Raw genomic sequence first — 18,737 nt, forward strand, 5'->3', positions numbered from 1 at the left:
AACGTAGGGTGGACGGCTCGTAATCCGGTCCACTGGACCGGATTACTCCATGCAGCGATCGTTACGGCTAGATCAGCACACTTGCTGATCTAGCCCGGCCCTCCAGACCAGGCCCATCACTCCAGCCTGATCGCCATGTCGAATTTCCAGGTGCGCCGGATCTCGACCACGTCGTACTGGCGCGCCAGCGCCGGCGGGAAGGGACCATACGGCGCCTGGCTGGCCACGACCTGGCGTATCGCTTCGTCGATGGCGGGCACGCCGCTGGAGACCACGAAGGTCACCTTCTCGACCGAGCCGTCGGCGCGCACCGCCACCGTCACGATCGGCTGGGTGTGCGGCTGCTTCACGACCTCGCGCACGGTGTCGAAGGTCATGTTCATCTCGATCTTGTGGCTCATGGTCTGGGCGTACTGGACCAGGTCGGCATTCGGGTCGCTGCGTCCGAACAGCCAGCCGCGGCGCAGGCTGCTCGCCGCCGGCAGGTTTTTTGACGCGGCGTCGCGCGCGGCGGCTTCCCTGTCGAGCTGCCTGCCGATGGCGCGCAGGCGCTCCTCGCGCGCCGCTTCCTGCGCGGCCTTTTCGCGCTGGGCCAGGTCACGCTGGGCCTGTTCCTGACGCGCTGCTTCCTGGCGGGCCGCTTCCTGTCGCGCTGTCTCCTGACGGGCTGCCTCCTGACGGGCTGCTTCCTGGCGCGCTGCTTCCTGACGGGCTGCCTCCTGACGGGCTGCTTCCTGACGGGCTGCTTCCTGGCGTGCCGCTTCCTGGCGCGCAACCGCCAGGCGTTCGGCCTCGCGCTGCGCCGCTTCGCGCGACGCCTCTTCGGCCTGCCCGGCCTGCTTCTGTGCCGCATCGTCCATTGCTGCCGCTGCGGGCGCCGGCAGCTCTTCCGCAGGAAGCACGCGCGCGACGGGAGGCGCCGGTGGGTTCGCCGGCGGCGCCTCGGGCGCGGCCACGGGAGAAGGCGCTGGCAGCGCTTGCTCCGCGATGGCCGGCTCAGGAGGCGGTGCGGGTGGCGCCACCGGCGCCGGTGGGGAAACAGGTTCGGGCGACGCCGCGGCAGGCGCAGGGACAAGGGGCGAGTTTGCCCCGGATGCCGACTTGCTGGCGATCACGGGCTTGTCCCGCGCGGCGGGCTTGGCCGCAGGCTTCTCCACGGGGGCGAAAGCCGCCTGCTCAGGCGCTTGGCCCGTTGGCCGCGCCAGCGCCAGCGTGATGCGTAAATCGTCGGCGCCGAGACGCCTTTCTTCCCAGGGAAGGTGAAAGCGCGGAAGCCCGAAGGTCTCGCCGCCCAGGGTCAGGCTCAGCAACAGGGCGTGCACCGCCAGGGAAATGCCCACCGCCCCCCGCATGCGCCAGGGGATGCGCTGCGCCAGGGGCAGCGCGTCCGCATCCGGCCAGTCATACGCAGGCACGGACGCGGATGAGGCGTGCGCGCTTGCTATGTGGACCGCTGCGAGATGGTTAGACTTGGCCATGATAAGGACTGCGGGACGCCAATGAGGCAGGAACCCGGCGATGCTATCACAAAGGCAATATTTTTCGATTCCGGCTGGAATCTCCCGTGCGCAGGGACATCCGGCCACCCGCACAGTTCCCGCGTCCAGTGAACAATGCCGCCAGGGCCGTAGGCCGGGCGGCACTGCAACCAGCGCCTGCTGCCCCGCTTCCCGCTTTACGGCGTGCAGCATCCCAAGCTGTCGCCCTGGCGCTGCCCCTACCCGGCTAATGTCAGACCGCGACCTTGCCGTTCCCGCAGCGCGTATCGATCACGGAGACCGTCGCCGTTGGGGCGGACGGCTGCAGTGTGTCCTCCCAGGGCATGGCTGGCACCAGCGCCGGGCGCGTCTCCCATGCCAAAGCATTGCCATTTAATTAAAATAGTACGTGTGAGAAAATAGCGTCACCAAGAATTTGCGGGTGTGTCGCATAACCCGGATACATGAGGCGGAGCAGCCGTTCGCCACGGGGCGGATCAGCGCCTGATCGACAGCCCGACGGTGAAACGCGCGTAGGGCGTCCGGTGGTTCAGGCCGCGCGAAAACAGGGTGTCGATCTGGCAGTCGTTCGAGACCAGCCAGGCGGCGCCGACGCCGACGCTGGCCTGGGTGCCGCCGTGGCGGCTGCTGGCAATCTGCGGCAGGGCCAGTTCGGCGAAGCCACGCAGGCGTTCGTCGAAGCGCTTTTCCAGCGCCACGCCGAGCAGGCCATATGTGTAGCGCCCTCGTCTTGCTCGTGCTCGACGGCGACGCCGGGCATGACGCCCAGTTGGGTCTCTCCCGGCAGTTCCCACTCGCCGACCAGCCTCAGCATCGGGCGCACGCCCTCCCCGCGCAGCCGCTTCGAACCCGTCGGCAGCCCGGCGTCCGCCAGCACGCTGAGCGAGGGCATCTTGCCCTGCGCGTCGGCGAGATGCCAGTTCAGGCCGACCGAGGTATCGGCATAGCCGGCGATCGTGCTGCGCTCGCCGCTGGCCGCATCGCGCAGGTGACGCACGGTGCGCCCTTCGCTCTCGATGCGCAGCTCGACCGCTTCATGGACGCCGATGCGCAGCAGGGTCGGCGTCGTCAGCGTGCGTTCGCGCCCTTGTTCGCCGCGCGCGCGCTCGCCCAAGAGGCCGGTCTCGAGCTGCACCCTGCCCTTGCCGACCACCTCGCTCGACTCGACGAAATCGGGCCGGTCCGGCGCGATCGGCTCATCTTTCCCCCCGCTCTCCTGGGCCGCCGCGCAGGCGGAGCCGAGCGCCAGCACCAGGGCGAGCGGGAAGGCAGGCAGGCGTGGCGACGGACGGGCGGGAACAAAGCGGGTCATGCGCGGCTCCAGGGGGTTCACGCCGGCGCGGAGGTGCGCCGGCCATGTCCGATCTTACAACTGCCGGGCTGCCGGGCCACGCGCGATTGACAGCCTGCGCTTCAGCCGGCAAGCAGCGGGCGGGCCTGGCCGCCGCCGAGTGCGGCCCGGGGCGCGTTGACGGCAGCCGTATCGTCGAGCTTGAACACACCGACCACCTGCGCCAGCCTGGCGGTCTGCTCTTCGAGGGCGCTGGCGGCCGCCGCCGCTTCCTCGACCAGGGCGGCATTCTGCTGGGTCACGTCGTCCATCGTCGCGATCGACGCGTTGACCTGGCCGATGCCCTGGCTCTGCTCGCTGCTGGCGGCGTCGATCTCGTTCATCAGGTCGGCCACGCGGCGCACCGCCTGGACGATGCCGGTCATGGTGGCGCCGGCGGTGTCGACCAGGCGTGCGCCCGCCTCGACCTGCTCGACCGAGGCGTTAATGAGAAGCTTGATCTCCCTGGCCGCGGCGGCCGAGCGCTGGGCCAGGTTGCGCACTTCGGAGGCGACGACGGCAAAGCCGCGGCCCTGCTCGCCGGCGCGCGCCGCTTCCACGGCGGCATTGAGCGCCAGGATATTGGTCTGGAAGGCAATGCCGTCGATGACGCCGATGATGTCGGCGATCCTGCGCGAGCTGCCGGTGATCGAGCCCATGGTGGCGACCACCTCGCCCACCACCTCGCCGCCCTTTTGCGCCTGGCCGCTGGCCGTCATCACCAGCTGGTTGGCCTGGCGGGCGTTGTCGGCGTTCTGGCGCACGGTCGAGGTCAGCTCTTCCATCGCGGCGGCGGTCTCTTCCAGGCTCGAGGCCTGGGCTTCGGTCCGGCTCGACAGGTTCATGTTGCCCGCCGCGATCTCGGCCGAGGCGCCGGCAATCGCGTGGGTGCTGTCGCGCACCTCGCTCATGGTGTGGTTCAGCGAAGAGACGAAACGGTTGAAGGCGTCGGCCAGCAGGCCGACCTCATCCCCGCTTTCGACCGGCATGCGGCGCGTCAGGTCGCCCTTGCCGTCGGCGATTTCGCCCAGCATGGCCGCGGCGCGCGATACCGGCGCGGCGATCGCGCGGCTGATCAGGAAGATCACGACCAGGCCGATGCCGCCGCCAACCAGGCCGGCGATCAGGCTGGCCAGCAGCGAGGAACGCGCCAGCTCGCCCAGCACTTCGCTTTCCGGCACCTCGGCGATCACGTACAGGTCCAGTTGCGGCAGGTAGGACGAAGCGACGATCAGCCTGCCCTTGTCCGAATCGTGGCTGGCGCTGGCAAACGGTTCCTTCTTCATCAGCTGCGCCACCAGCCCCTGCGAATATCCCGGCAGGTCGGCGATCCGGTGCTCGCCGTCGGACAGGGCGGCGTCACGGTGCAGCACGATCTTGCCGTTCGGACGGGCCAGGAAGACGTAGCCGGACTTGCCGACCGTGTAGCCGCGCACCGTGTCGGCCATCTGCTGGATCGACAGGCCGAGGCCCGCCACCGCCAGCCTGCCCTCGCCGGCCTCGACCCGGGCATTGATGAAGAGTTTCATCTCGCCGGTCTTCGGGTCCGGATCCAGGTTCAGCTCGTACCGGCTGCCGCTGGCGAGAAAACTGTCCATCCAGGCGTCGCGCGGATTGCCCTTTTCCATCGTGTAGCTCAGGCCGCCCTGGTCGAGGAACTTCAGCTGCGAAGGCGAGGCCCAGAACACGGTGACGGCCTTGTTCACCTCCTTCATCCTGGTGGCGTAGGCGCGCCAGGCGTCCATGCCGGACTCATCCAGGTCGCGGCGCTCCCAATCCAGCAGGAAGGTGTTGTTGGCCACTGCCAGCGAAGCGGTGAGCGGCGCGCCGATCTGGCGCAGCACGTCGTTGCCGATCTCGCCGACGACCGCCGGCAGCTCTTCTCCCACCACGCGCTCGCGCATGCTGCGGCCCGTCAGACTGACGCTGAGCGCGGCGGAAATGGCAATGAACAGCAGCAGGCAGGCGGCCATGCCGAGCATGAGCTTGGTCTTGATCGACCAGCGGCGAAGAAATCGGGTGAGCATAGGGGCCTCGGGAGAGTGAGAATGCGTGAGTTTGTTGCCTTATTGCATGGTCTCCCTATCTCTCCTCATGCGTCAACGACATTCGCCCGTTCCGTTTTCAGCTTGGCAAGGAAACGTTGCAGGCATGCCGCAGAGCCGACGCCGACCGGCTAGCCCACCCTCATCCTCAGGCCAAAAGATGCCGCCACCTCGACGACGCAGCGGCATGCTGCATTCTTCGCTGGCCGGCCTGCGGCTTGCCTGTAGGATGGCACTCCATGCCCACGCGCTGCGTGCATCTCCTTTTGCCCGCCCCCTGGACATGTCGCCCGCAAACGCCGGGCGAGGTTCGATGCCGTGCCGCAGTCACAGGGTCGTCGGATGCTTTGCGAGCGGCGCCCTCCTGCTCGTGACTACGAATGCGCCCGTAACGCGTGGGCACGTCATTGATGCCCCCGGCATCAATGACCCCACCCTACGGTCCAACAAGGACGTCGCGATAAAAAAATGCCGCCACGTCAGCGACGGGCGGCATTTTTGCCATCCTCTCTCCGAGCTGGAGTGGCTTAGTTGTTGTGCAAGAAGGTCTTCAGCTTGTCCGAACGCGAAGGCTGGCGCAGCTTGCTCATGGCCTTGGCTTCGATCTGGCGGATACGCTCGCGGGTCACGTCGAACTGCTTGCCGACTTCTTCCAGCGTGTGGTCGTTCGACATCTCGACGCCGTAGCGCATGCGCAGCACCTTGGCTTCGCGCGGGGTCAGCGAGTCCAGCACTTCCTTGATCACGTTGCGCATCGACGCGTGCAGCGCGGCGTCGAGCGGTGCCAGGGTGGTGTTGTCTTCGATGAAGTCGCCCAGCTGCGAATCGCCGTCCTCGCCCATCGGGGTTTCCATCGAAATCGGTTCCTTGGCGATCTTCATGATCTCGCGAACCTTGTTCTCCGGCATTTCCATCTTTTCGGCCAGGGTGGCGAGATCCGGCTCGCTGCCGGTTTCCTGCATGATCTGGCGCGAGATGCGGTTCATCTTGTTGATGGTCTCGATCATGTGCACCGGCACGCGGATGGTACGGGCCATGTCCGCGATCGAGCGGGTGATGGCCTGGCGGATCCACCAGGTCGCATAGGTCGAGAACTTGTAGCCGCGACGGTATTCGAACTTGTCGACCGCCTTCAGCAGGCCGATGTTGCCTTCCTGGATCAGGTCGAGGAACTGCAGGCCGCGGTTGATGTATTTTTTAGCGATGGAGATGACCAGTCGCAAATTGGCCACGGTCATTTCGCGCTTCGCGGTGCGGGCGCGCTTCTCGCCGGCAGCCATCTGCTTGTTGATCTTGCGCAGGTCGGCCAGCGGCAGCGCCACGCGCGCCTGCAGGTCGATCATGCGCTGCTGCAGTTCCTTGATCGCCGGCAGGTTACGGCTCAGCACGGCGCTGTACGGGTAGGCGCAGTCGACTTCGCGGTCGCCCCATTCCAGGTCGGTTTCGTTGCCCGGGAAGACCTTGATGAAGTGGGCGCGCGGCATGCCGCAGCGGTTCACGCAGATGTCCAGCACGGCGCGCTCGATGGCGCGCACTTCGTCCATCTGGCCGCGCAGGGTGTCGCACAGCTTCTCGACGACCTTCGCGGTGAAGCGGATGCCCAGCAGCTCGTTGGAGATGATTTCCTGCGCCTTGTTGTAGGCGGCCGAACCATAGCCGCTGCTCTTGAAGGCGTGGCCCATGCGGTCGAACTGCTCTTCGATCAGGGCAAACTTCTCCAGCGCGCTCTTGCGCAGCTGCGCCAGCTGCTCGGTCGAATAGCCGGCCGCACCGCCACCGGCGGCGCCTTCTTCTTCCTCGACCTCTTCCTCTTCTTCCTCTTCCTCGTCATCGGACGACGCGCTGGCGGCCGCCGGGCTCGGGGTGGACGATTCGTTCAGGTCGACGAAACCGTCGACCACTTCGTCGATCTTCAGCTCATCGCTGGCGATCTTGTGCGACAGCGCGATGATTTCCGAGATCGTGATCGGGCAGGCCGAGATCGCCTGGACCATGTCCTTCAGGCCGCCCTCGATGCGCTTGGCGATCTCGATCTCGCCTTCGCGCGTCAGCAGCGACACCGCGCCCATTTCGCGCATGTACATGCGCACCGGGTCGGTGGTGCGGCCGAAGTCCGAATCCACGGTCGACAGCGCGGTCGCGGCGGCGGCCTCGACTTCATCTTCGCTGGTCGGGGTCACGGCGTTGTCCGACAGAAGCATCATCTCCGCTTCCGGCGCACGCTCGTAGACGGCGATGCCCATGTCGTTGAAGGTCGCGATGATGCCTTCGATCGCTTCCGGATCGATGATGTTTTCCGGCAGGTGGTCGTTGATCTCCGCATGGGTCAGGTAGCCGCGCTCCTTGCCCATGTTGATCAGGTTGCGCAGCTGCTGGCGGCGCTTTTCCAGCTCCTCGCCCGAGAAGCCTTCCTCGCTCAGGCCGGCCAGGCCCTTGGCCTTGCGCTCGCGCGCCTTCGACACGGCCTTCAGCTCGGCGCGTTCGACCGCGTTCAGCGCGGCGACTTCGTCGTTCTCCGGCATGAATTCGCTCGGCTTGCGGCCGCGGCGGCCCGGGACCTTCACCTGCGGCAGCAGGTAGCCCGAGGTGTCGATCGCGGCCAGCGCGGCGGCGTCGGTGGTCTTGCTGACGGTGCTGCCGGCGGCTGCCTTGGCGCCGGCCGGGGCAGCGGCCGCTGCCGGTTCGAGGCGGCGGGTGCGGGTGCGCACGACCTTCGGGGCTTCCTCGGCAACCGGGACAGGCGCGGCGGCCGGCGCGGCCACCGGGGCCGGGGCCGGCGCTTCGGCCGCTTTCAGCGCGGCCAGCTTCGAGGTGCGCTTGCGCACGATGACGGGCGCGACGGCCGGGGTGGCCGGCGCCACGAAATACGGCTGCTCGTCGGACGGCTGGGTCTCGGCCGGCTCGGCGGCGGCAGGCGCCGCGGCTACAGGGGCAGGCGCCGGCGCCGGCGCCTGGACCACCGGGGCCGCCTCGGCGGCGACCGGTGCGGCTTCCACGGCGGCCGGCGCGGCCTCGACAGCTTGCGGGGCGGCCGCGGCCGGCTCGGCCGTGACTGCCTCGTTCGCCACCGCCTCGGCCTGGGCCTTCAGCGAGGCCAGACGCGAACGGGTCTTGACCACCGTCACCTTGGCCGCCGCTTCCGTTTCGAGGAAGTAGGAGGTCGCGGTTTTCGGCACGGCCAGCTGCGCCGTGGCGGTCTTGGCCGGCGCCTTTTTCGCTGTCAGTGTCAGGGTCTTGGCGGTGTTCTTCATAAAAAAACTCTCCTGTCGAGGCGGATGCGCGCCTGCGAGGTCAATAATTCACCATGGCCTGGTCCAGGCCGGGGGAAAGGAAACGGGAATGGCCCTAATTAAGGGCGCACAGGCCGCAAATCAAGCACGCCTTCCCCTGCGGCGGCATGCGGCCTGGCCGGATGCGCGGTTGGCAGGGATTCGATGGGCAGTGATCAAAATCGCGGTGTGCATGCTGGAACGAAAAAAAGCCCGTCGGGTGAAACGGGCTTGGTTCTATCTTGTTTAGGAAGAATAGAGAGGACAGACAACATTATGCCTCAAAGCAAGAATCGGTGATAATTGAAATATCCCATAATGGATATAAACAAAGCACATAGCATTGCCAGACTGTCCACGGACGACTCTTCCGTCCCTCTGCGCCGGCGCAAGCCGTGCGCAAGGCAAGGGGCGGATCATACACGATTTCGCGAACGGCGGCGCGAGCTTGCCCCGAGCTTGCCCCGTATCATCCACCCGAGCACGCGCCTCGCCGCCCGCCACGGCAAAACTCACACGATTGGCAGCGCACTTGTACGAGCCAGCATGCTATCCTTCGCTTTCCTGCTATTACCATGAAGTCAATGAACACCATTAGTCCTGCCGCCGAAGCCACCGACGTCACCACCAGCAATCCCGCCGAGAACACCGCCACGGAAGCGAGCACGTCGAACGCTGCGCCGGCAAACCCGTCGGGTCCCGAGTCGGCCGCCGATCCGGCTACCACCGCGGCCGCGGCCAGCGCCGCGGCAAGCCCTGCGCCTTCGGCACGCGCCCTGCTCAAGCAATTGCAGCAGCAATTCCCCGCTTTCCGCGACTGCCTGCCGCTCGCCATCGGCATCGACAAGCAGTTGCTGGCCCGTATGCCCGGCCTGGACCGCAAGACCATGCGCGCCGCGCTCGGCATCCACACCGGCTCGATGCGTTACCTGCGCGCGATGGAAAAGGCCACCGTCCGCTACGACCTCGACGGCGTGGCCGGCGCGGAAGTGACCGACACCCACCGCAGCCACGCCAAGGAACAATTGCAGCAGCGCTTCAAGAAGGAAGCCGAACGCAAGAAGGCGGAAAAAGCCGCCGCGGCCGAAGCGGAAGCGGCGCGCCTGCGCCAGGAAAAGCTGCAGCAGCTGGCCTCCAAGTTCTCGCGCCATTGATTGCGCCGCCGATGAGCGCGACGCCCGACGACAGCCTGCCGCCCTACGACGGGGTCAAGCTGTCCGATGTCGTGCTGGTGAAAACCGCGGCCGATGCCGCCGCAGCCCTGGCGGCGCTCGCCGCATCGGATGCCGTCGGCTTCGACACCGAGTCCAAGCCGACCTTCGCCAAGGGCGAGGAATCGACCGGGCCGCACCTGGTGCAGCTGGCTGTCGACGAGCGCGCCTGGCTGTTCCAGATCGGCGCGCGCCAGGACGTCGCGGCCCTCGCCCCCTTCATTGAGGTCCTGCGCACGGTGCTCGAGTCGGAAACGATCCTGAAGGTCGGCTTCGGCCTGGGCGACGACCTGCGCCGGGTACGCGCCAAGCTCGGCATCGAGCCGCGCAACGTGCTCGACCTGTCCACCGCCCTGCGCCGCCGTGGCGAGCGCAATCCGCTGGGCGCCAAGACCGCGGTGGCGCGCTTCTTCGGCCAGCAGATGCAGAAATCCAAGCGCATCACCACCACCAACTGGGCCCTGCCGCGCCTGAGCGAGAAACAGATCCTGTACGCGGCCGACGACGCCCACGTCGCCCTGCGCGTCTACCGCCGCTGGCGCGCCCAGGACGCCGCCTGAACGCCGGGCCAATCACCGGTCCGAGCGCAAAAACCTGCCAGAAACCCAACATTGTTGATTGCTTCCGTCTGGCAACCCAGACGGTAGTATTCCCGTGGGCGACAACGCCAATACAAGGACAAGTGGCACAGTCACCCCGGGAGAATGCCTTGAAACGCCTGAAGACCGTCTTTTCCTGCCTCTCATCATCGCTGCCGGCGTCGCCATCGGCACCCTGGCCCCGCGCCTGCCGCAATGGCTCAAGGGCGACTCCACGGAGGGCAAGAGCGCGCCCCTGATCCTGATCGGCAAGCGCCGTATCAACGGCTTCATGCCGCCCGTTTACGACGAGGCCTGAAGCACGCCGGCATCGTGCCGCAGCCGGTGGCGCAATCGAATCAAGCGCTTCGCGCGCGCACTGGCGCCTCCTGCGCGCACGCTTCTTTTTTTTGCAACATGATGCCGCGCGGCCACACCACGCGGTATCATTCTGTTATCACGTCTACCCGGATCCAGGCGCCGCCTGCGGGCAGACAGTCTCGATGTGACGCCGGCCGGCGCCAGCTGGCTGTGCAATGACAGGAAAACCGATTTGACGACCAGCCAGCTGCGCCAATCCGCTTTCTCCGCTTTCTTCTCGCGCGCCTCGCGGGGCCTGGCGGCCACCGCGCTGGCCCTGCTGCTCCCTGCCCTTCCTGCGGCTGCACAGGGTGTCCCTGCACCCGGCGCCTCCGCCAGCATGCCGTCCAGGACCATCCCCGACACCCTGGAGCAGCGCGTGGCCGCCTGCATCGCCTGCCACGCCCCGAAGGACAGCCAGGGCACGAGCGCCGGCGGCGTGTATTTCCCGCGCATCGCCGGCAAGCCGGCCGGCTACCTCTACAACCAGCTGCTCAACTTCCGCGAGGGCCGGCGCCAGTTTCCCCTGATGACCTGGATGGTGAACCACCTGCCCGATCCTTACCTGCACGAGATCGCCGACTATTTCGCGGCCCAGCATCCGCCGGTGCCGGCGCCGCCGCCGGCGCGCGAGCCGGCCACCATCCTGGCGCGCGGCGAGCAACTGGTGCGCCACGGCGACACCGCGCTGAAGGTCCCGGCCTGCATCGCCTGCCATGGCGAGCGCCTGACAGGGGTCGCCCCGGCCATTCCGGGCCTTCTTAACCTGCCGCGCGACTACGTGAATTCCCAGCTGGGCGCCTGGCGCAACGGCGTGCGCCAGGCCCACCTGCCCGATTGCATGGCGACCATCGCCGCGCGCCTGGCGCCATCCGACGTCGCGGCCATTTCCGCCTGGCTGGCGGCCCAGCCGACGCCGGCCAACGCCCGGCCGGCGCAGCGCAGCGCGCGTCCCCTGCCGCTGGCCTGCGGGAGCGCGCCATGATGCGCCGCCCGCTGTTGCGCCTACTGCTGCTCCTGGCCGCCGCCCTCGTCGCGCTCGCGCTCGCTGCCGTCGTCGCCTGGCCACGCGAGCAGTTCGTGGCCAGCAGCTCTCCCGATGCCTGGGCCGCGACCTCGGCCAACATCGCGCGCGGCGCCTACCTCGCGCGCGCCGGCGACTGCATGGCCTGCCACACGGCGCGCGGCGGCGCGCCCTACGCCGGCGGCCGCGCCCTGGAAACACCCTTCGGCACCCTGTACGCCCCCAACATCACGCCCGACCGCGCGACCGGTATCGGCGCCTGGAGCGCCGACGATTTCTGGCGCGCCCTGCACAACGGCAAGTCGAAGGATGGCCGCCTGCTCTACCCGGCCTTCCCCTACACCAGCTACACCAAAGTCTCGCGCGCCGATTCGGACGCCCTGTTCGCCTACCTGCGCAGCCTGCCGCCGCGCCAGGTCCAGAACCACGCCCACGCGCTGCGCTTCCCCTACGACAGCCAGCTCGCGCTGGCGGGATGGCGCCTGCTCTACTTCAAGCCCGGCGTCTTCGAGCCCGAGACCGGCCGCGACGCGCGCTGGAACCGCGGCGCCTACCTGGTCGAGGGACTCGGTCACTGCAGCGCCTGCCACAGCACGCGCAACCGCTTCGGCGCATCAGGCGAGGCGCTCGAGGGCGGCCTGATTCCGACCATCGGCTGGTATGCGCCCTCGCTCACCTCGGACGCCGAGGCGGGACTGGGCAAGTGGAAGGAAGAGCACATCGTGCAGTTATTGGGCACCGGCGTGGCGCCCGGCGCCAGCGTGACCGGGCCGATGGCCGAGGTGGTGGCGCAAAGCCTGCAGCACCTGAGCCGCGAGGACCTGGGCGCGATGGCGGTCTACCTGAAGTCGCTGCCGGCCGGCTCGCCGCGCGAGCGCGCGCCCGCGCCCCGGCTTCCCGACCAGGTCCTGCAGGAAGGCGCGAAGCTGTACCGCCAGCACTGCGTCGCCTGCCACGGCGAGCGCGGCGAGGGCCTCGGCCCCTATCCCGCGCTGGCCGGCAACCGCGCCCTGACGCTCGAGGAACCGGTGAACGCAATCCGCGTCGTCCTGAACGGCGGCTTCCCGCCCGGCACGGCCGGCAATCCCCGCCCCTACGGCATGCCACCCTTCAGCCACGTGCTGGACGACGCGCAAGCGGCTACCCTGATCACCTGGCTGCGTGCGAGCTGGGGGAATGCGGCGCCGCCGGTGTCGAGTGCGCAGGTGAATCGCTACCGGGCGGTGCCGCTGGACTGAGAGCACTTTATGAAACTGTTCATCTGCCATGAGCGCAACAAGACCCACATCCAGGGTGTTTCTGAACGTCTGGAATCGGCTAAAAGCGGTCCTACGTTGAGGATGATAAGTCGTCTGAACACAGCCACAAAATTGCATCGCTATGAACCCAACCATGTCCATTGCTGCTAACGGCCACGTAAGTCTCGACTTCGGCGATTACGATTCTGTGTTGTACCAACAGGCATGCACCAAACTTGAAAAAGAACTGGGATTTATTAGGCGCGGGGAGACTGTGGCCGGGCTCGATGAAGGAGCAGGCCCCTCGTTTTTACGTGCTGAGCTTGAAATTTCCACCGGTTGGGACAACTGGAGCGGCAGCTATCTGCTCGCGAATTCAGACGCAGGCGACGCAATACTTCGGCATTTGTGCGCTGAAATTACATAGCAGGCAGTAAAGCCAATCCAAGCTCGTTTCAGCTTAGTTCTAACGTTGGCCAATGTGTCCACTATGGGTCGGGCACGGCCGCCGAGCCCGCCGGCAGGCGCGTCAGGCAGCCATCACACCAGCTCCGCGAATCCGACGCGGTCGGTGGTGGCGTGGCGCGCATCCTCGACGCTGACCTTGTGGCCGGCCAGCAACTGCTCGAGCGAGGCGTTCATCGTGTGGCAGCCTGGATCGCGGCCGCTGTTCATGTGGGCGCGCAGGGCGCCCAGGTCGCCTGTTTCGATCAGGCGCGCGACAGTGGGGCTCACCGTCAGGCATTCGGTCGCCAGGTGGTAGCGGTTGGCGTCGAGCGAAGGCAGCAGCGCCTGGCACAGCACGCCGCGCAGGGCATGTGCCAGGGCCTGGGCCTGGGACTCGGTATTGCCGAGCAGGCGCTGCATCTTCTGCAGGCCCATCTCGGTGGAGCGCGCGTGCAGCGAGGCCAGCACCAGCGGGCCGGATTCGGCCAGGGCCAGGGCTTCCTGGGCGGTCTGGGCGTCGCGGATCTCGCCGATCACGATCACATCCGGGCGCTCGCGCAGGGCGTCCAGCGCGCCCAGGTAATAGCTCTCGACATCGCCGTCCTTGCCGACTTCGCGCTGGGTGATGATGCACTTGCGCTGGGGGATCAGGGTCTCGACCGGGTCTTCGATGGTGATGATGTGGCCGGAGCGGCGCTTGTTGATCTCGTCGATCATCGAAGCGATGGTGGTCGACTTGCCCTGGCAGGTGTCGCCGATGATCAGCACCAGGCCGCTGCCGAGGCGGGCGAATTCCTGGGCGTCGCTCGACAGGCCGAGCTCGGCGAGCGGCAGCGGTTCCTTGGGGAAGCGGCGGATCACGCAGCCCAGGCGCTTCTTGCCCTGGAAGCTGAAGCAGTTGGCGCGGATGCGTGCCGTGTGCAGGTCGATCGAGCGGTCGAAAGCACGGTCGGCGATGCGCTCGGCCCAGTTTGGCTCGATGACGTCGAAGAATTCTTCCAGCTCTTCCTTGGTGATCGGCGAATCCGTCACCGCCACCAGCCCCTTCGGCTGGCGCAGCATCAGCGGGCTGTTCTGGTGGATGATGATGTCCGAGAACACCAGGCGGGAATTAAGCAGATGCAGGATCTGCTCGACCAGCGTGCCGAAGACCGGGTGGTCTTCGTTCTCGATATACGACAGCGTGGGGATGTGCGAGGACGGGTGGGATTCCATCTGGCGTGGCTCTTTAATCAATCGAAGTGTCGTTAAGACAATGTCGACAATTATAAAACCATGCCCGCCAGAAATTGCATCTGCCGAAGAGAAATTGTTTAGCGTTCCAATGCGGCAACGATCCGGTCGCCGAACAGCGTCAGGGCGACGCCCGCTACCACTACCAGGGCGCCGGCCATGCGGATGCTCGACACCTTGCGCACCGCCATGTTCACCAGGCCAAAGTTGTCGATGGCCATGGACATCATCAACTGGCCGGCGATCACCAGCACCACCAGGTTGAGCAGCCCGATGCGCGGCGCCAGGAACACCGTGCCGAAGACGAAGGCCGCGCCGAGCACGCCGCCGCTGAGCTTCCACAGCGGCTGCTGGGCCAGGGCGCCGACCGCTTCGCCGACGCCGCCGCGCGCAAAGGCGGCAATACCCAGCACGACCGTGCCGACGCTGAACGAAATCAGGGCCGCCACCACCGAATTGGCATGCAGGGCGCCGGCCAGCTGGCTGTTGACGGCCGCCTGCACTGAAATAAAGATGCCTACACAAAAGGCCAGGACGAACAGGGCCAGGTTCATGATCCACTTCCTTTCCGGCGGGGCCGGAGACAAAAAGGGCAAGATTGTAGTGGAACTGGGAGACGCTTGCACCGCAACAGGGAATCCGCAGGCCAGGAACAGCCTGGATGCTGCCTTCGCGCACCGTTCTGGTGCACCACCCATTAGTTCCCTGCCCAGGCGAAACGTGCAGGCCACAGGCTGCGCCGGGTTCTACACTGCTTCCCCGAGAGTTGCCCGGGACATTGATTCCAAGAAGTCAGCACGCCCGGGCAATGCATTACATGCGTCAGGGACGCAATCACCTCACTCATGGAGAAACCCGATGGCATCACAACACCTATGGTCGACCCCGCTTCAACTCGGCAGGCTGGCGCTCAAGAATCGCATCGCCGTGGCGCCCATGACGCGCGTCAGCGCGACCGAGGACGGGCAGGTTACCGACAACATGATCCGTTATTACCAGGGATTTGCCGCGGGCGGTTTCGGGCTCATCATCACTGAAGGCGTGTATCCGGACCTGGCCCACAGCCAGGGTTACCTGTACCAGCCCGGCATCGGCGACGATACCCAGGCGCAATCCTGGCAACCGGTGGCCGAGGCAGTCCATGGCGCGGGCGCGAAAATCATCATGCAGCTGATGCATGCCGGCGCACTGAGCCAGGGGAATCACCGCACACGCGAAACGGTCGCGCCCTCGTCGATCCAGCCGAAAGGCGAACAACTGGGCTTTTACCGTGGCGAGGGTCCGTATCCGATGCCGCGCGAAATCACGGAACAGGAGATCGCCGGCGTGATCCAGTCCTTTGCCGTCGCCGCGCTGCGCGCCCGGCAGGCCGGCTTCGACGGCGTGGAGGTGCATGGCGCCAACGGCTACCTGCTCGACCAGTTCCTGACCGATTACGCCAATACACGTACGGACCGCTACGGCGGCTCGACCGAGAACCGGGTGCGCCTGCTGGTCGAGGTCGTCGAAGCCGTGCGCGCGGCAGTGGGCCCGGATTTCCTGGTCGGCATCCGCATCTCGCAGGGGAAGGTCAACGACTATTATCACAAGTGGGCGAACGGCCAGCAGGATGCCGAGATCATCTTCTCGCGCGTGGCCGCCGCCGGGGCCGACTACATCCACACCACCGAGTTCGATGCCCAGGCAAGCGCGTTCGGGGAGGCGAACAGCGACGGCGACACCCTGGCCGGCTATGCCAAGCGCTTCGGCAAACTGCCCGTCATCGCGAACGGCCAGCTGGGCATGCCCGAGGCGGCCGACGCGGTCCTGGCCAGGGGCGGAGCCGATATCGTCGCGCTCGGCAAGTCGGCCCTGGCCAACCGCGACTGGCCGCGCCGTGCCGTCGATGGGGTCGCGTTCGAGGAACTCGACGCCGGCATCCTGCAGCCGCTGGCCCACATCAAGAGCAGCGAAGTCTGAGCGTTTCCGACTGGACGGGCCGCCGCCCGCACCAGTCTCGCCTCGAAAGCCGGCAGCGCATCGCCGGCGGACCGGGGTCGCCTCCCCTCCACCCTGCCTCGATCCCGCCACCGCCACCGGCCGGCCGGCCCGCGCCGCTCCGTCCAGCGGCATTCCAGTCGCGTTTCCCTGCAGTTCGTCGCAAAACGGATGCGCCCGCCGGGGCACGGTTCTATATTTTCACCATCGATAACCGTGAGGACAACATCATGAACACATCCGCTCTCTCTTCCATTGCACGCCGCACCCTGCTGGCCGCCTGCATCGCCGGCAGCCTGGCGGTCGCGGTCCAGGCCGGCGCCGCGCCCTGGTCCTGGGGCAGCGAGCAGGTGCAGGGCAGCGGCCGCATCGTCAAGCAGGCGCGCCAGGTCTCCGGCTTCAGCGGGCTGTCGCTGGCAGTGCCGGGCCGCGTCGAGCTGCGCATCGGCGCCAGCGAAGGCGTGACCATCGAAGCCGACGACAATGTGCTGCCGCTGATCGAAACCGTGGTCGACGACGGCACGCTGCGGATTCGCCCGAGCAAGCGCAACCTGAACCTGCAGTCGAAATCGATCCGCGTGGTGGTGCAGGCGCGCGCGATCGAACGCCTGTCGCTGGGCGGCTCCGGCAGCATCGAGTCCGATCCGCTGCGCGCACGCCGCCTCGATCTCGACCTGGGCGGCTCGGGCAGGATCAGGCTGAAAGGCGTCGAGGCCGAGACGGTCTCGGTATCGCTCGGCGGCAGCGGCGACGTGCAGGCCGATGGCGGCACGGTGGGCAAGGTGTCGGTCTCGATCGGCGGATCGGGCGACGTCGACCTGGGCCGGGTGCAGGCGACCAACGCCAGCGTATCGCTGGCGGGATCGGGCGACGCGACGGTCTGGCCGCGCGACAGGCTGAGCGTGTCGCTGGCTGGATCGGGCGACGTGCATTACTACGGCGATCCCCAGGTCAGCAAGTCGACGGTGGGCTCGGGCGAAGTGAAACGCATCGGCGCCTCGCCACGCTGAGCCATGGTGTCGCGGGGTTTGCCGGAGCGCCTGAGGTATCCAAGCAGCCGCGAGGCGCTGGCGGCGGCGCGCGACGCAATCGCCGGCTGCGCAAGGCGGCGCTCGGTATCGATATGATGCGGTCCAGGGCAAGAACCGAAGGCACGGCGGCTTGAACCGTAGGGTGGGCACGCCGTGCCCACGCGTTACGTGTTCATCCGCAGTTCGCGGCGGGAATGATGCGCTCCGAGGCGCGAATATGAGAGTTGGCGCAGGCGAGACGCTTCGAGACACTCTGCCACGAGGCGGCTTCCGTCTCCACGCGTTCGGTTATCGCGGCGTATGCGTCCGCGTGGGCAGTGGGGCCGGCTAAATGCCGGCACCACAAAGTGCCCACCCTACGGTTCACGCCGCCTCAAATGCATAGGGCAACGAGACGCCCTTCATCGCATCACGGATCAATGCCCCTGATGCTGTCCGTGGCCGTTGCCATGCCCCTGCATCGGCGGCGCCACATAGGTCAGCGGCTTGACCTGGGCCTCGACCGTGACGCTGCTGCGCTTCTTCGCCGCGTCCTGCACCACCAGCGTGACCGGGACGGTCTCGCCTTCCTTCAGCTGGCGCTTCAGGTCGAAGAACATCAGGTGGTAACCGCCCGACGCCAGGTTCACCGGTTTCCCGGCCGGCAGGTCGATGCCGTCCACGGCGCGCATGCGCATCGTGTTGTTTTCCATCGCCATCTCGTGGATCTCGGCGCGTCCAGCCACCGGGGTGCTCACGCTCACCAGGCGCGCGTTCGTGGCCGACTGCAGCCGCATGAAGGCGCCCGCGCTCTTCGCCTGGGGCACGGTGGCGCGCACCCACGGTTCGGTGACAGTGACCTGCGCCAGCGCGCTGGTGGAAAACAGGCCGGCGGCCAGCAAGGCAAACAGGGTAGGCTTCATGGTCGAAAACAGAGGTAAGAGACAGTCGATTATAGCCTCAGGCCGCGGCCTTGAGCGTCTCGCGCTCGACCAGCACGGTGTCGACGCTGTCGGTCAACCACAGCTGCCCATCCTGGATCGTGCACTGCAGCTGCATCGAGCGCTTGGCGAGCTTTTCCAGCTGGGCGCTGGTCTCGGCCGGGATGTTGATCACGGTGAGGTTGCGTGCGCGCTCGAGCTTGTTGGCAATGCCCTTCCACCAGATGTGGCTGGTGGCGCTGTAGCTGTAGACGACCACATGCTCCGCGCGGCCGCAGGCTTTCAGCAGGCGCTTCTCGTCGGGCTGGCCGACCTCGATCCAGGTGTCGATCGCGCCGGTCAGGTCTTTCTGCCACAGGTCGGGTTCGTCGGTATCGAACAGGCCTTTGGTGAAGGCAAGCGCATCGGACGCATGCAGGGCAAAGGCGAGCACGCGGATCATCACGCGCTCGTCGGTTTCGGAGGGGTGGCGGGCGATGGTGAGCCCGTGCTCCGCGTAGTAGTTGCGGTCCATGTCCGCGATCTGCAGGTCTGCCTTGTAGATGGTTGCTTTGAGGGCCATTGATGCTTGATTA

At 66.9% G+C, this 18,737-nt stretch carries 16 protein-coding genes; 8 read left to right on the plus strand and 8 right to left on the minus strand.

The window, feature by feature from the left end:
* Window positions 1-116: 116 nt before the first annotated feature.
* The 4 genes from ACSUZJ_RS17150 to rpoD form a co-directional block, all read right to left on the minus strand.
* Complete coding sequence (locus ACSUZJ_RS17150; protein WP_499410121.1) at window positions 117-1,415, minus strand: TonB C-terminal domain-containing protein; 1,299 nt, start codon at window positions 1,413-1,415, stop codon at window positions 117-119.
* A 613-nt stretch (window positions 1,416-2,028) separates the two neighbouring features.
* Entirely contained in the window at window positions 2,029-2,811 is a 783-nt protein-coding gene (locus ACSUZJ_RS17155) for a transporter (RefSeq protein ID WP_499410123.1), read from the minus strand.
* A 101-nt stretch (window positions 2,812-2,912) separates the two neighbouring features.
* On the minus strand, window positions 2,913-4,856 hold the full coding sequence (locus tag ACSUZJ_RS17160) for a methyl-accepting chemotaxis protein (RefSeq protein ID WP_499410125.1): 1,944 nt from the start codon (window positions 4,854-4,856) through the stop codon (window positions 2,913-2,915).
* Between the two features lie 545 nt (window positions 4,857-5,401).
* Window positions 5,402-8,125: an RNA polymerase sigma factor RpoD gene (rpoD, locus tag ACSUZJ_RS17165; RefSeq protein ID WP_499410127.1), complete on the minus strand. Its 2,724-nt coding sequence runs from the start codon at window positions 8,123-8,125 to the stop codon at window positions 5,402-5,404.
* Between the two features lie 602 nt (window positions 8,126-8,727).
* Between rpoD and ACSUZJ_RS17170 the strand changes: the two genes are divergently transcribed.
* From ACSUZJ_RS17170 to ACSUZJ_RS17195, 6 genes are all read left to right on the plus strand, one after another.
* Window positions 8,728-9,297 carry a ProQ/FINO family protein gene (locus tag ACSUZJ_RS17170; protein ID WP_499410129.1) on the plus strand — a complete coding sequence of 190 codons (570 nt, stop codon included), beginning with the start codon at window positions 8,728-8,730 and terminating at the stop codon, window positions 9,295-9,297.
* 11 nt (window positions 9,298-9,308) lie between these two features.
* A complete protein-coding gene (locus tag ACSUZJ_RS17175) occupies window positions 9,309-9,914 on the plus strand; it encodes a 3'-5' exonuclease (protein WP_499410131.1) in 606 nt (201 codons plus the stop codon).
* A 94-nt stretch (window positions 9,915-10,008) separates the two neighbouring features.
* On the plus strand, window positions 10,009-10,251 hold the full coding sequence (locus ACSUZJ_RS17180; protein WP_499410133.1) for a hypothetical protein: 243 nt from the start codon (window positions 10,009-10,011) through the stop codon (window positions 10,249-10,251).
* A gap of 234 nt (window positions 10,252-10,485) precedes the next feature.
* Window positions 10,486-11,277 (plus strand): c-type cytochrome, encoded by a 792-nt coding sequence (locus ACSUZJ_RS17185; protein ID WP_499410135.1) that lies wholly within the window; start codon window positions 10,486-10,488, stop codon window positions 11,275-11,277.
* Window positions 11,277-12,554 carry a c-type cytochrome gene (locus tag ACSUZJ_RS17190; RefSeq protein ID WP_499416579.1) on the plus strand — a complete coding sequence of 426 codons (1,278 nt, stop codon included), beginning with the start codon at window positions 11,277-11,279 and terminating at the stop codon, window positions 12,552-12,554. The genes ACSUZJ_RS17185 and ACSUZJ_RS17190 overlap by 1 nt, the downstream gene beginning before the upstream one ends.
* 154 nt (window positions 12,555-12,708) lie before the next feature.
* A complete protein-coding gene (locus tag ACSUZJ_RS17195; RefSeq protein WP_499410137.1) occupies window positions 12,709-12,981 on the plus strand; it encodes a hypothetical protein in 273 nt (90 codons plus the stop codon).
* Window positions 12,982-13,094: 113 nt separating this feature from the next.
* Here ACSUZJ_RS17195 and ACSUZJ_RS17200 read toward each other — a convergent pair whose 3' ends face one another.
* Complete coding sequence (locus tag ACSUZJ_RS17200; RefSeq protein WP_499410139.1) at window positions 13,095-14,216, minus strand: type IV pilus twitching motility protein PilT; 1,122 nt, start codon at window positions 14,214-14,216, stop codon at window positions 13,095-13,097.
* Window positions 14,217-14,314: 98 nt separating this feature from the next.
* Window positions 14,315-14,788, minus strand: a complete 474-nt coding sequence (locus ACSUZJ_RS17205; RefSeq protein WP_499410141.1) for a DMT family transporter — start codon at window positions 14,786-14,788, stop codon at window positions 14,315-14,317.
* A 304-nt stretch (window positions 14,789-15,092) separates the two neighbouring features.
* On the opposite strand from ACSUZJ_RS17205, the gene ACSUZJ_RS17210 reads away from it, so the two are divergent.
* Complete coding sequence (locus tag ACSUZJ_RS17210) at window positions 15,093-16,193, plus strand: oxidoreductase (protein WP_499410143.1); 1,101 nt, start codon at window positions 15,093-15,095, stop codon at window positions 16,191-16,193.
* A gap of 248 nt (window positions 16,194-16,441) precedes the next feature.
* Window positions 16,442-17,221 carry a head GIN domain-containing protein gene (locus ACSUZJ_RS17215; protein ID WP_499410145.1) on the plus strand — a complete coding sequence of 260 codons (780 nt, stop codon included), beginning with the start codon at window positions 16,442-16,444 and terminating at the stop codon, window positions 17,219-17,221.
* A gap of 437 nt (window positions 17,222-17,658) precedes the next feature.
* Here the strand turns inward: ACSUZJ_RS17215 and ACSUZJ_RS17220 are convergent, their stop codons facing one another.
* Both ACSUZJ_RS17220 and ACSUZJ_RS17225 read right to left on the minus strand, forming a co-directional pair.
* Window positions 17,659-18,144 carry a copper chaperone PCu(A)C gene (locus ACSUZJ_RS17220; protein ID WP_499410147.1) on the minus strand — a complete coding sequence of 162 codons (486 nt, stop codon included), beginning with the start codon at window positions 18,142-18,144 and terminating at the stop codon, window positions 17,659-17,661.
* 37 nt (window positions 18,145-18,181) lie between these two features.
* The gene (locus ACSUZJ_RS17225; protein WP_499410149.1) at window positions 18,182-18,724 is read right to left on the minus strand and encodes a YaeQ family protein; all 543 of its coding nucleotides are present in this window, start codon (window positions 18,722-18,724) and stop codon (window positions 18,182-18,184) included.
* Between the last annotated feature and the right edge of the window lie 13 nt (window positions 18,725-18,737).

The organism is Telluria sp. B2, assembly GCF_051789535.1.
In the GTDB taxonomy this organism is placed as follows: Bacteria; Pseudomonadota; Gammaproteobacteria; order Burkholderiales; family Burkholderiaceae_D; genus Telluria.